This is a genomic window from Acinetobacter sp. PFS20 (genome assembly GCF_052261015.1).
GTDB lineage: Bacteria > Pseudomonadota > Gammaproteobacteria > Pseudomonadales > Moraxellaceae > Acinetobacter.
Genome location: NZ_JBPVZE010000001.1, coordinates 2,112,859 through 2,125,614 on the forward strand (window position 1 = coordinate 2,112,859; position 12,756 = coordinate 2,125,614).

Genomic DNA, 12,756 nt, shown 5'->3' on the forward strand with positions numbered 1-12,756 from the left:
GATATGAAATTATATTATTCGCCAGGCGCATGTTCTTTAGCTGCACATATTATTTTAAATGAAATTAATGTTGATTTTGACTTAGAACGGGTAAATTTAAAAACTCATAAAACAGAAAAAGGTGCAGATTATTACGAGATTAATCCAAAAGGATATGTACCAGCTTTAGAAATTAATCCGGGTTTAATGTTAACTGAAAACGTTGCGATTTTACCGTTCCTTGCTCAGCATGATCCTAAACAAGATTTGATTCCTCCATCGGGGATGGGTCGTGCGAAAGTATTGGAATGGTTGGGATATTTGAACTCTGAATTACATGATGCTTATGCCGTATTCTTTGGGGCGCCGTTAACAACTGATGAAAAAACTAAAGCTTATGCAGAAATTGATCGCCTTTTAAAATATATCGATAACTATTTGTCTGAATCTGATTATGATTATCTCGTAAATGATAATTTTGGCCCAGCAGATGCTTATCTATTTGTTTTAACAAATTGGTCAAACTCAATTGAGCATGACTTAACACCATATAAACATATTATTGCGCTACGTAATAAAGTTGCAGAACGTCAATCTGTACAAATCGCGATGCGTGATGAAGGTCTAATTTCATAAGTGGTTTTTAGGCTTAAAAAAAGCCCCTGTATGAACAGGGGCTTTTTTATTTTTAGAGATTAGTGTTGAGCATCTTTTTTCACTTCAGCAGCGGTATTTTCAACAGCTTGAGCTGTATCAGCAGTTGCCTTACGGGCAGTTGCTTCAGTTTTTGCAGCAGCTTCAGCGGTTGCATCAGCAGCGTGGTCAGCAGCAGCATCAATTTTGTTTGAAGCGTTGTCTGTTGCAGTTGCAATATCATTAGCAGCTTTATCACCAGCAGACTTAATATCAGCACTTGCTTGTTGAGCGGCATTTTCTAAGTGTTCACCCGTTGTCGCACCTGTTTCTGGAGCTTTATCTTTATTACATCCAACAAGGGCAACGGTCGCAGCAAGACCTAAAGCAACAAGTAATTTATTCATTGTGTTTTTCCTTCTAATTCATGGCATCCAAATATGGATGTCTAAAATATAAACATAAACTAACTGATTAATAAAGATCGAAAATTGTTAAAGAGTTGTAACTCCAATATTAAAAAAGCCTAGCATTTTGTAATGCTAGGCTTGAACTAAACAATAATAATTTGACTGATTTTATTGCCCAGAACGGATGATGTAATCAAACGCAGAGAGTGATGCTTTAGCACCTTCACCTGTAGCAATAATGATTTGCTTGTAAGGTACAGTCGTACAGTCACCTGCAGCAAATACACCTTTGACATTGGTTTCGTTGCGATCATTCACAATGATCTCACCACGGTTGGTTAACTCAACTTCACTGTCTTTTAAGAAGTCAGTGTTTGGCAATAAACCAATCTGTACAAAGATCCCTGCAAGCTCTACTACATGTTCTTCATCAGTGGCACGGTCTTTATATTTAAGACCAGTCACTTGTGAGCCATCACCCAGTACTTCTGTACTTAACGCATTCATAATCACAGTTGTGTTTGGCAAGCTATGCAATTTGTTTTGCAACACTTGATCCGCACGAAGTTTTGTATCGAACTCAACCAAAGTCACATGCTCAACAATCCCTGCAAGGTCAATTGCAGCTTCAACACCTGAGTTACCGCCACCAATCACTGCAACACGTTTGCCTTTGAATAATGGACCATCACAGTGTGGGCAGTACGCAACACCACGGGTACGGTATTCTTGCTCACCCGGTACATTCATTTCTCTCCAACGTGCACCTGTTGAAAGGATCACAGTTTTTGATTCAAGTTTTGCACCGTTTTCAAGTTCAACTTCAACCAGACCGTTTTCAGTTTGGTTGGCACCCGTGATTTTGCTCACGCGTTGCAGGTTCATGATATCAACATCATATTCACGAACATGCGCTTCCATCTCGGCAACAAACTTAGGACCTTGAGTCTTTTGCACAGAGGTGAAGTTTTCAATATCCATGGTATCCATGACCTGACCACCGAAGCGTTCAGCCACGATACCGGTGTTAATACCTTTACGTGCTGCATAGATTGCAGCCGTTGCACCCGCAGGACCACCACCAATCACCAATACATCAAAAGCATTTTTGGCATTCAGTGCTGCTGCATCTTTTTCAGCAGAGTTGGTGTCAAGTTTTGCTACAATCTCTTCAAGGGTCATACGACCTTGACCAATGTGTTCGTTGTCTTGGAATACCATCGGTACAGCCATGATTTTTCGTTGTTCCACTTCGTCTTGGAAGAATGAACCATCAATCATGGTAGCTGTGGTGTTCGGGTTATAAATTGCGATCAGGTTAAGCGCCTGTACTACATCAGGACAGTTATGACAGCTTAATGATACGAACACATCAAAGTTTGCTTTGAGGTTTAAACCTTTAATCTGGTTGAGTACTTCATCAGACACTTTAGGGGCATAGCCAGAGACTTGTAACAGTGCCAAGATCAAAGATGTAAACTCATGGCCCATCGGTAAGCCAGCAAAGAACACACGAGGCTGTTCACCTGCTTTAGCCACACCAAAGCTTGGATGACGTGTATTGTTGCCATCAAAACGGGCAGTGACTTGCTCAGAAAGCTCAGCGATTTCACTCACCAGTTCTTTAATTTGAGCAGCTTTATCTGATTCATCTAAAGCAGCCACTAATTCGATTGGACTTTCTAAACGTTCTAAATAAGCTTTTAATTGAGTTTTAATGTTTTGATCTAACATCTGTTTTTACTCCAATGCATCCAAATTCTTTCAATAGATGCATAGTACGTTAAAACACAAAATAGGTAAAACAGTATGTTTTTATATATTTGATCGGTTTTTTGAATTATTGAAAACATTCATAAATAAGATCAAGAATTTATCTTTAAAATCCACTTTTTTAGCTTTTGTAGCGTTTTAAAGTGAAAGTATTTAAAAATTTATATATGTTATATGGCTGTAAAGATTTTATGTCATAACATTAAAAGGTACTTTCATGTCATTGCAACGCGGCATTTATCAGCATTATAAAGGTAATCTCTATCAAGTTTTTTCTGTGGCAAAACACAGCGAGACTGAAGAAGAATTAGTCGTTTATCAGTGTCTTTATGGTGACTATTCAACTTGGGTACGTCCGCTAGATATGTTTACTGAAACGGTTCAAATAGCTGATGGAAGTATCGTGCCGCGCTTTAAGTTAATTCAAAGCACTTAACTCAAACGGCTTTCATATAAAATAACGATTTTAAAGGGTGAATATATGCCAAATACTTTTTTCTTACAAAGAGTTGCCGATTTATATGACACCTTTAAACAACACGATGCACAGCAGACAGATCGTTTGCTGCGTTATCGTAATATTGAGGCGGAGTCTGCAAAACTTCTGTCGCAATTTATTCGAATGCAGCAAGCCAAATCAATTTTAGAAATTGGGACTTCAACAGGTTATTCTACTTTATGGCTTGCTGAGGCGGCACAAGCCACTCATGGAAAAGTAACCACGCTTGAAATTGATGCCAATCGTAGTACCGAGGCGAAGCGCCATGTTACAGAATTGGCATTAAATGAAGTCGTTGATTTTTGGGTAGGAGATGCCGCCGACTATTTAAAAGAAGCTCAGGAAACTTTCGATTTTATTTTGTTAGATGCTGAGCGTCCTGCTTATGAAAATTATTGGCCCGATTTAAAACGTTTAATGAAGCCAAAAGGTGGCGTGCTGATTATTGATAATGTTATTTCACATGCAGCTGAGGTCAGTTCATTCTTAGCTTTAATTAAAAAAGATGAAAATTTTATGAGCAGTATTTTACCCGTAGGTGCTGGTTTATGTATGGTGGTTCTGAAGTAGGTTCGCTTTTTTGAGATATTCTTGCCGATAAGCTTGTGGACTACAGCCCTGTACTTTATTAAATGCACGAGTGAAATTGGCAGGATTGGAGTAGCCCAGTTCATAGGCAATATGGGTAATCGTAAAAGTAGAATTCTCTAATAAATCAATGGCGCGCTCAGTGCTGATTTGTTGCTTTAAATTTTGAAATTCGACGCCTTGCTGTTGTAAATAGCGTTGCAAAGTTTTAGTCGAAATATTTAATACTCTTGCACATTCCATTAGGGTTGGGACTTGATTGGCTTGCCGCAACATCATGCTAACCCATTCAACAATTTCACCTTGATGATAGATCTTCTGGATTTGTTCCTGACAGCGTTGTTCAACTATTTTTAAACTATGTGCATCAGCTAAAGGCAAGGGCAGTGCTAATTGTTGCTGATCAATCACCACGCGTATACCTGAAAGCCACGTATAGTTAAAGTGGAAATTGGCTTTCACTAAGGATATGTAACGTTCTTGATAACTCGGCTCCGGAACGCTCAAATACACTTGGTAGCGTTGTAATTGCTGACCTGCCAATTCTAACAAGCTGTAGTAAAAGGCCACGGCAATCGCTTCAATATGAAAGGCCAAACATTGCTTATTCATCTGCAAAATCGGTTCAAATAATAATTCAACCTTTTGCTGATTGGTCGGAAACCCAATGCTGAGCTTAAAACTCGGCATAATCAGTCTAAAATATTGTGCAATCAGCCTAAGTGCATGTTCCAAATTAGGGCTGGTCATTAGCGCATAACCGACCAGACTATGTGAACTGAGTTTTATATTTTTACCCAGTTCAAAGGCTAGGTCTTGAGTGTTGGGCAGACTTAAACCCATCTCAATGAATTGTTCAATTTGCTGAATCGACAATAATTCTGTTTTTGCCAGTTCTTGTTGGAATGCCCTCAATAAATCATTATCGTATTGATGCGTGCCGATTAAAATTTCAATCAGTCGTAAATAATAACGTGATGGGATAACCGGAATCTGTTGCTTCTGCACAAGAAAAACTCAGAAAAGTCTTAAAATGATAATAGCAAGTCTTAAAATGATAATATAGAGGGGCTATGAACGAGCACAATCAATTCAAGCAAAACATTTTGTGTTTGATTGGAGTCTCTAATGAATATGCATACTCAACTGGATGTCGAGCAAGCGACAACAACATTTAAGGATAAGAAACGTCATTTATGGCTACTGGGTTTGGCTGTACCGACCATTGCAATGGGTGGGCTAGCAGGCTATCAATTTGGTCCTAAAAAAACTAAAAAATTCTTCGCTTCATTTGGGCCATTATTTATTCATGGTGTTATTCCTGCATTAGATAAACTGATTGGGGAAGACAAGGAAAATCCGCCATTAGATGCAATCGCGGATTTAGAAGCGGATCCGTATTACGCTCGCATTGTTAAACTTTTTATTCCTTTGCAATACGCGACCAATATCTATGGGGCATATTTAGCCAGTCGTAAAAATACATCTCTTGCTGATCAGGTTTTACTGGGAACTTTGGTGGGAATGGTTAATGGGATTGCCATTAATACGGCACATGAACTTAGCCACAAAAATGGGCAGCTTGAACATTATTTATCTCATTTAGCCTTAGCGCCTTCGGGGTATAACCATTTCCGAATTGAACACCCTTATGGACACCACCGCCGAGTTGCGACACCTGAAGACCCAGCATCTTCACAATTTGGTGAAACCTTTTGGAAGTTTTTACCGCGTACAGTAATTGGCAGCTTTAAATCAGCGATTGAAATTGAAAAAAATCGTTTAGAACGTAAGAAATTACCTTTCTTCTGTAAGGAAAATGAGCTGATTCATGGCTGGGCAATGTCGGCTGTGTACCATGCAGCCATGTTTGCTAAATTTGGTGCGCGTTCGATTCCATTTCAAGTTACTCAAGCTGCGTATGCAATAACTTTATTTGAATCGGTGAATTACATTGAACATTATGGTTTAAAGCGTGCAAAGAAAGAAAATGGCCAATATGAACGTACTTTGCCAGAGCACAGCTGGAACAATAATAATGTGGTGACTAATTTGTTCTTGTATCAATTACAACGCCATTCAGATCATCATGCCAATCCAACTCGCAGCTTTCAGACTTTACGTCACTTTGAAGATGCGCCGCAATTACCAGCAGGTTATGGTGCAATGATTTTGCCTGCATTTATTCCATCTTGGTGGTCAAAAATTATGGATGATCGCGTTGTCGAGCACTATAAGGGTGACCTTAGTAAAATCAATATGCATGTTGATGTGAAGGAAAAAATGCTAGAGAAATATATTGAGCAAAATGACGCGGCTTAATAGCCAAAATATATAAAACAGATCAGCCCCAGCGGGCTGATTTTTTATGATTAAGCAGAAATACGGAGTCTGTTAAAATGCAGATCAAACTCAAGATATTTGTGAACAAATGCAGTTTTATCAGTGGTGCGTAACAAATTATTGTAGATAAACTCTGGAACTGGATGGTAGAGCTCACCTGAGCCATTGCTATAGAAAATTTTTAAATAGCGTGAAGAAACATCGTATTTCCAAGAGGTTACAACAACAGATTTTTCCATATAATTACTCCTACTTTTGTTTGATCTTTTAATACATATATAAAGCTCTTTTGTTTCATAATTCGACAGTACTCTAAGTTAAGCAGGCTGACAATTCATAAATGAATATTGCTATAAATTTATAAGTATAAGAATTGTAAAAAATTAGCTATAAAATTTGAGTAGAAAGTAGGGCTTAGATTTATAAAAATAACCAATAAAAAAACCACCCTAAAAAGGGTGGTTTTCAGACGTAGTGGTCTAATCTAAAAAATTAGATTTTACCAACTAAGTCGATAGATGGAGCAAGAGTAGCTTCGCCTTCTTTCCATTTAGCTGGGCAAACTTCACCTGGGTGAGCGTGTACGTATTGAGCAGCTTTTACTTTACGAAGAAGTTCAGAAGCGTCACGGCCGATACCACCTGCGTTGAGTTCAACGATTTGGATTTTACCTTCTGGATCGATAACGAAAGTACCACGGTCAGCTAAACCTTCAGATTCAATAAGAACGTCGAAGTTTTTAGAAAGAGTCCAAGTTGGGTCACCAACTAATGGATATTGGATTTTTTTGATTTCTTCAGAAGTGTCGTGCCAAGCTTTGTGAGTGAAGTGTGTATCAGTAGATACAGCATAAATTTCAACACCAAGTTTTTGGAATTCAGCGTAGTTGTCAGCTAAGTCACCAAGTTCAGTTGGACAAACGAAAGTGAAGTCAGCTGGATAGAAGAATACAACAGACCACTTACCTTTAAGGTTAGTTTCGTTAACTTCAACAAATTGGCCGTTGTGGTAAGCAGTTGCTTGGAATGGTTTAACTTCAGTATTAATCAAGCTCATCATTGTCTCCATGATTGAGGTTTATATTTAAACTTGTTTACGAGATGTAGAATAAATAAAAATTCTTTATTGGGGAAATAGTATTTTTACATGACTAAAATCGGAAAATCGAATAAGTGATAAATTTACGATTTTTAAGTCCCCAAACACTGTATTCGATTTGACTGCAAAAACATGTAAATCAAATGACAGTTATCGTAAAAGAAACTTGCATAACAACATGAAGTCTAGTGAGTCAAAATTCAAGGGTAAAATTTTAAAAAATTAAAAATATATAAAAACCCAACTGTTTTACCTGAAGAGCATTAAAGCGTAAAATAGCGGATTGTTGAATTTTCAGGAAAATTTGTCTGTGCAGAATGATTTAAATATAGATCAATGGGTGATGGCGAGAGATCGTTACCGTTTAAATCGTTTGCGTAAAGATAAAAAAGCCAATACAGCAGAGATTGAAAAATTATTTGAACAATCGAATGCCAAAGTAAGACAGCGTTTTGAACGTCTACCTAAAATTAAACTGAATCAGGATTTACCTGTTTCTCAATATGCAGACCGATTAATTGATGCGATTCAAAAGCATCAGGTCATTATTGTGGCAGGTGAGACGGGTTCAGGTAAAACCACACAGCTTCCTCAGATTGCAATGTTAGCGGGACGTGGCTTAACCGGTATGATTGGGCATACCCAGCCTCGTCGTTTAGCTGCACGTAGTGTTTCTCAGCGTATTGCAGAAGAAGTCGGCGAAAAGCTTGGCGAATCGATTGGTTTTAAAATTCGTTTTAATGAACAAGGTTCGCAAGATTCAATTGTACGGTTAATGACCGATGGTATTTTGCTTGCCGAGTTAGGCAATGACCGCTTCTTGTCTAAATATGACACGATCATTATTGATGAAGCGCATGAACGCTCACTCAATATCGATTTTATTATGGGTTATTTAAAGCAGTTACTGCCAAAACGCCCAGACCTAAAAGTTATCGTGACTTCGGCAACTTTAGATGTAAATCGTTTTAGTAATTACTTTAATGATGCACCAGTTTTTGAAGTAGAAGGTCGTAGCTATCCGGTTGAAGTGCTTTATCGTCCAATTTCAGAGATGAATATTGGCGGAAGTGATGACGATGAGTTTGATGATTTCGAAGAAAACTTACCTCGAGCAGTCGTACAGGCAGTTGAAGAATGTTTTGCTGATGCCGAAGCAAAAGGTCACCCCGAACATGCCGACATTTTAATTTTCTCAAGTACAGAACAAGAAATTCGTGAGTTGCAGGAAACCTTGCAAAAGTACGGGCCAAGACACACCGAAATTTTACCTCTGTATGCGCGCTTAGCTGTTTCTGAACAACAAAAGATTTTTAGTCCGGGTGGAAAAGGTCGTCGTATTATTATTGCGACCAACGTGGCCGAAACTGCACTGACTGTTCCAAATATTCGTTATGTGATTGATAGCGGTTTTGCCCGTATTTCTCGCTATAACTACCGTTCACGTGTGCAACGTTTACCAATTGAAGCAATTTCTCAAGCTGCTGCCAATCAGCGTAAAGGGCGTTGTGGTCGTATTGCTGCGGGTGTGTGTATTCGTTTATATAGCGAAGAAGACTTCTTAAGTCGCCCTGAATTTACCGAACCTGAAATTAAACGTACTAACTTAGCGTCTGTTATTTTACAAATGCACAGTTTAGGTTTGGGTGAGCTAGAAAACTTTGATTTTATTGAGCCACCAGATTTCCGACTTGTAAATGATGGTCGTAAGTTGCTCATTGAGTTAGGTGCACTTAACGAAAAGAAAAATGAGCTGACTAAAGTCGGGCAAATGATGGCACGTATGCCGATTGACCCACGACTCGCTCGTATGATTGTTGGCGGTGCTCATTTTGGTGTACTTAAAGAAATTTTGGTTGTGGTGAGTGCTTTAGCTGTTCAGGATCCGCGTGAGCGTCCAGCAGACAAACAAATGCAGGCTGACCAAAAGCATGCTTTGTTCAAAGAAGCCGATTCGGATTTTCTGTTTTATTTGAAGCTTTGGGATACTTTAAATCCTAAAGGTGAAGCTGGAATGTCTGAAAATAAACGACGTCAGTTTGCTAAGCAGAATTTTTTAAGTTGGTTACGTTTACGTGAGTGGAAGCAGACACACCAGCAATTAGTTGAGTTAGCAGAAGGTTTAAAACTCAGCTTTAATGAAAAACCTGCAAACTACGAAAACTTGCATCGTGCATTATTGACGGGTTTATTGTCTTTTATTGCCAATAAAACTGATGAACGTAATACCTTTATGGCAGTGCGTCAGCAAAAGGCTAAAGTTTTTCCAGCAAGTACGCTGCACAAAACCAATACCTCTTGGGTGATGGCTTTTGAGATGGTCGAAACCTCTCAAGTGTACTTACGTACTTTAGCCAAAATTGACCCTGAATGGATTTTGCTTGCTGCGCGTGACTTATTAAAATATCACTATTTTGAGCCGCATTGGTCTAAGAAAGCTGGGATCGTAAATGCATATGCGCAAATTTCGCTGTTTGGTTTAATTATTGAACCAAAACGTTTAATTAATTTTGAAAAAGTTGACCAGCCTGCTGCTCATGAGATTTTCTTACGTGATGCATTAACCACTGGTAATTTGGGTACGATCCCACCATTTTTAAAACACAACTTGCTTAAACTTGAAGAAGTGGAGCGAGTTGAAGATAAATTGCGTCGCCGTGATTTAGTGGTCGATGAAGAAACGATTTATCAGTTTTATGCCTCTAAGATTCCTGAAGAAATCGCAAGCCGTCGTAGTTTTGAAGACTGGCGTGCCACAGTAGAAGCAAATAACCCGCGCTATTTATTTATTGAAGATGATTCACTCTGGCTAAATGACAGACCAACAACGCAGCAATTCCCAGATCATCTACACAATGGGCAGCTACGTTTAGCAACGACATATCATTTTGACCCGAGCCATGATGAAGATGGTGCGACTGTTCAAATTCCTGTACAGGCATTGCCTCAGGTTGATGAAAATATCTGGTCATGGGGAATTCCGGGGTGGCGACAAGATTTAATTGAGGCTTTACTTAAAGCTTTACCTAAAGACAAGCGTCGTAATGTAGTGCCTATTCCTGATACGGCTCGTAAGCTCATGCAAGGCATTGATGCTGTACATTTACGTGAACATATCTTTAGTTATTTAGCTTTTGCCTTACGTGGTGAGCAAATTACTGACAAAGATTTCTCGTTTGAACGCATTGATCCATATTTGGTGCCTTTCATTAAGGTTATTGATGAAAAAGGTAAGTTGATTGCGAAAGGTCGTGATTTACCTGAGTTAAAAGCGCGTTGCCGCGTGGAAACACATCGTCCAGTTAAACAGCAAAAAGGTGAGTTTAAAAACTTCCCTGAGAATTTTACTTTTGAGGCTTCACATAAAGTGACGGGTGTTGTTGTGAAACAATATCAGGCTTTGGTCCCGACAAAAGCTTTTGCTGAAATTGAAGCTAAAGATGACTCAGGCGTTGTTATTCAAACCTTTAATGATCAGGCCGAAGCCATTAAACAGCATCGTGAAGGGATTATTCGTCTGGTCCATATGCAGCTTGGCGACTTGGTTCGTCAGTTGAAAAAGCAGATTTCAAAACCGCTCGCGTTGGCTTATTCACCTTTGGGTGATAAAGCTAAGCTTGAGCAGATGTTGGTCTATGCAACGTTGCAGATGGCAATTACAACTTTGCCAATTAATGCAGATGAATTTAACAAACTGCTCGAGCAGGTCAAAAAGCAATTTTTGAGTCATGGTCAGCAAGCACTTGAGCAATTAAGTGATATTTATATTCAATGGCAGCAAATTCGCCGTCAGTTATTAGTACTCGACCGAGACATATTTGGCCGTAGTGTTGATGATATTGAAGATCAACTCGATTTAATGTCACTTAGCAATTTTGTTTACTGCCAACCCGTCGATCTTTGGCAGGAATATCCACGATATTTAAAAGCGCTGCTATTGCGTTTAGATCGATTGCCAAATAATCTACAGCGAGATCATGCCGCTATTGATGATGTCGATCCATGGATGGACAAGGTATTTAAATTCAAAAACGATTCAAAAATCAAAGAATTGTATTTGATGTTGGAAGAATTCCGCATTTCTTTATTTTCTCAACCGATGAAAACCAAGATGCCTATTTCGCCAACTCGACTGCAAAAGTTATGGGATCGTTTGGGAATCAGTTAAGATAGATCGGGGTCTGTTTATGTTGTTGTTTAGCCTACAACGCAATTTATAAATGAAAGATTAACAGACCCTATTCATTTTTTTAGGAGTTTTACATGGGCATTCGTATCACAGGTACTGGGTTATTTCACCCAATAGAAATCATTTCTAATGAAGAACTGGCCGACAGTTTAAATGCTTATGTGGAACAATATAACCAAGAGAATGCAGAGAAAATTGCAGCAGGTGAGCTAGAAGAGTTACGTGGTTCTAGTGCTGAATTTATTGAAAAAGCGTCTGGTATTAAGCGCCGTTACGTGATTGAGAAATCAGGTATTCTCGATCCAAATCGTTTGCGTCCTCGTTTGTCTGAACGTTCAAATGATGAACTTTCACTTCAAGCAGAGTGGGGCGTCATTGCTGCGAAACAGGCAATGGAAAATGCAGGCGTAACTGCTGAAGATATCGATGTTGTAATTTTGGCATGTTCAAACATGCAGCGTGCTTATCCAGCTGTAGCGATTGAAATTCAGTCGGCACTCGGTATTCAAGGGTATGCCTATGACATGAACGTTGCATGTTCAGCTGCTACTTTTGGTTTGAAACAAGCAGCTGATGCAATTCGTTCTGGTGCTCGCCGTGTTTTATTGGTGAATGTTGAGATTACATCTGGTCACCTAGACTACCGTAACCGTGATTGTCACTTCATTTTTGGTGATGTTGCAACGGCTTCTATTATTGAAGAAACCACGACTAAAACTGGTTTTGAAATCTTAGATATTCATTTATTTACTCAATTTTCAAACAATATTCGCAATAACTTTGGTTTCTTAAACCGTAGCGAAGATGCAGTGGTTGACGACAAGTTATTCCGTCAAGATGGCCGCAAAGTCTTTAAAGATGTTTGTCCGCTCGTAGCAAAAATCATTAATGCACAGTTGGAAAAAATGCAGTTAACTGCAAACGATATTAAGCGCTTCTGGTTACACCAAGCCAATGCCAATATGAATGAACTAATCTTGAAATATGTGGCTGGTAAAGAGGCAGATCTAAGCCGTGCTCCAATTATTCTAGATGAGTTTGCCAATACCTCTTCAGCAGGTGTGATTATTGCTCTACACCGTACAGGCCACGAAGTGGATGATGGCGAATATGGCGTGATTTCATCTTTCGGTGCTGGTTATTCAGTCGGTTCGATCGTTGTACAAAAGCACGTTGCTTAAGTTGCAAAGTTAATTAAAAACGCTCGTAAGAGCGTTTTTTTATGAGCGAAATCATATAAAAAA

At 39.0% G+C, this 12,756-nt stretch carries 11 protein-coding genes; 6 read left to right on the forward strand and 5 right to left on the reverse strand.

Annotated features, from left to right (window positions below; all coding sequences use genetic code 11):
- The first annotated feature begins 3 nt into the window (after positions 1 to 3).
- A complete protein-coding gene (locus ACS125_RS09910) occupies positions 4 to 615 on the forward strand; it encodes a glutathione binding-like protein (protein ID WP_133974516.1) in 612 nt (203 codons plus the stop codon).
- A 59-nt stretch (positions 616 to 674) separates the two neighbouring features.
- On the opposite strand, the gene ACS125_RS09915 is transcribed toward ACS125_RS09910, so the two are convergent.
- Both ACS125_RS09915 and ahpF read right to left on the reverse strand, forming a co-directional pair.
- A complete protein-coding gene (locus tag ACS125_RS09915) occupies positions 675 to 1,019 on the reverse strand; it encodes a hypothetical protein (protein ID WP_004793635.1) in 345 nt (114 codons plus the stop codon).
- Between the two features lie 171 nt (positions 1,020 to 1,190).
- The gene (gene ahpF, locus ACS125_RS09920; protein ID WP_443271837.1) at positions 1,191 to 2,756 is read right to left on the reverse strand and encodes an alkyl hydroperoxide reductase subunit F; all 1,566 of its coding nucleotides are present in this window, start codon (positions 2,754 to 2,756) and stop codon (positions 1,191 to 1,193) included.
- Between the two features lie 256 nt (positions 2,757 to 3,012).
- On the opposite strand from ahpF, the gene ACS125_RS09925 reads away from it, so the two are divergent.
- Positions 3,013 to 3,231: a DUF1653 domain-containing protein gene (locus tag ACS125_RS09925; RefSeq protein ID WP_004793632.1), complete on the forward strand. Its 219-nt coding sequence runs from the start codon at positions 3,013 to 3,015 to the stop codon at positions 3,229 to 3,231.
- A 45-nt stretch (positions 3,232 to 3,276) separates the two neighbouring features.
- On the forward strand, positions 3,277 to 3,864 hold the full coding sequence (locus ACS125_RS09930) for an O-methyltransferase (protein ID WP_443271839.1): 588 nt from the start codon (positions 3,277 to 3,279) through the stop codon (positions 3,862 to 3,864).
- On the opposite strand, the gene ACS125_RS09935 is transcribed toward ACS125_RS09930, so the two are convergent.
- Complete coding sequence (locus ACS125_RS09935) at positions 3,841 to 4,890, reverse strand: helix-turn-helix domain-containing protein (RefSeq protein WP_443271841.1); 1,050 nt, start codon at positions 4,888 to 4,890, stop codon at positions 3,841 to 3,843. The genes ACS125_RS09930 and ACS125_RS09935 overlap by 24 nt on opposite strands.
- Before the next feature lie 120 nt (positions 4,891 to 5,010).
- Between ACS125_RS09935 and ACS125_RS09940 the strand changes: the two genes are divergently transcribed.
- Entirely contained in the window at positions 5,011 to 6,204 is a 1,194-nt protein-coding gene (locus ACS125_RS09940) for an alkane 1-monooxygenase (protein WP_238612460.1), read from the forward strand.
- 50 nt (positions 6,205 to 6,254) lie between these two features.
- On the opposite strand, the gene ACS125_RS09945 is transcribed toward ACS125_RS09940, so the two are convergent.
- Positions 6,255 to 6,464: a KTSC domain-containing protein gene (locus ACS125_RS09945; protein WP_174732373.1), complete on the reverse strand. Its 210-nt coding sequence runs from the start codon at positions 6,462 to 6,464 to the stop codon at positions 6,255 to 6,257.
- 253 nt (positions 6,465 to 6,717) lie between these two features.
- Positions 6,718 to 7,281 carry an alkyl hydroperoxide reductase subunit C gene (gene ahpC / locus ACS125_RS09950; RefSeq protein WP_003652649.1) on the reverse strand — a complete coding sequence of 188 codons (564 nt, stop codon included), beginning with the start codon at positions 7,279 to 7,281 and terminating at the stop codon, positions 6,718 to 6,720.
- Positions 7,282 to 7,633: 352 nt separating this feature from the next.
- On the opposite strand from ahpC, the gene hrpA reads away from it, so the two are divergent.
- Both hrpA and ACS125_RS09960 read left to right on the forward strand, forming a co-directional pair.
- Complete coding sequence (gene hrpA / locus ACS125_RS09955; protein WP_443271844.1) at positions 7,634 to 11,491, forward strand: ATP-dependent RNA helicase HrpA; 3,858 nt, start codon at positions 7,634 to 7,636, stop codon at positions 11,489 to 11,491.
- A gap of 95 nt (positions 11,492 to 11,586) precedes the next feature.
- On the forward strand, positions 11,587 to 12,693 hold the full coding sequence (locus tag ACS125_RS09960; RefSeq protein ID WP_130625617.1) for a beta-ketoacyl-ACP synthase III: 1,107 nt from the start codon (positions 11,587 to 11,589) through the stop codon (positions 12,691 to 12,693).
- Positions 12,694 to 12,756: the final 63 nt, after the last annotated feature.

Coding starts and splice junctions, on each gene's coding strand:
- ACS125_RS09910 (WP_133974516.1), top strand. CDS start 4: ATGAAATTATATTATTCGCCAGGCGCATGTTCTTTAGCTGCACATATT.
- ACS125_RS09915 (WP_004793635.1), bottom strand. CDS start 1,019: ATGAATAAATTACTTGTTGCTTTAGGTCTTGCTGCGACCGTTGCCCTT.
- ahpF (WP_443271837.1), bottom strand. CDS start 2,756: ATGTTAGATCAAAACATTAAAACTCAATTAAAAGCTTATTTAGAACGT.
- ACS125_RS09925 (WP_004793632.1), top strand. CDS start 3,013: ATGTCATTGCAACGCGGCATTTATCAGCATTATAAAGGTAATCTCTAT.
- ACS125_RS09930 (WP_443271839.1), top strand. CDS start 3,277: ATGCCAAATACTTTTTTCTTACAAAGAGTTGCCGATTTATATGACACC.
- ACS125_RS09940 (WP_238612460.1), top strand. CDS start 5,011: ATGAATATGCATACTCAACTGGATGTCGAGCAAGCGACAACAACATTT.
- ACS125_RS09945 (WP_174732373.1), bottom strand. CDS start 6,464: ATGGAAAAATCTGTTGTTGTAACCTCTTGGAAATACGATGTTTCTTCA.
- ahpC (WP_003652649.1), bottom strand. CDS start 7,281: ATGAGCTTGATTAATACTGAAGTTAAACCATTCCAAGCAACTGCTTAC.
- ACS125_RS09960 (WP_130625617.1), top strand. CDS start 11,587: ATGGGCATTCGTATCACAGGTACTGGGTTATTTCACCCAATAGAAATC.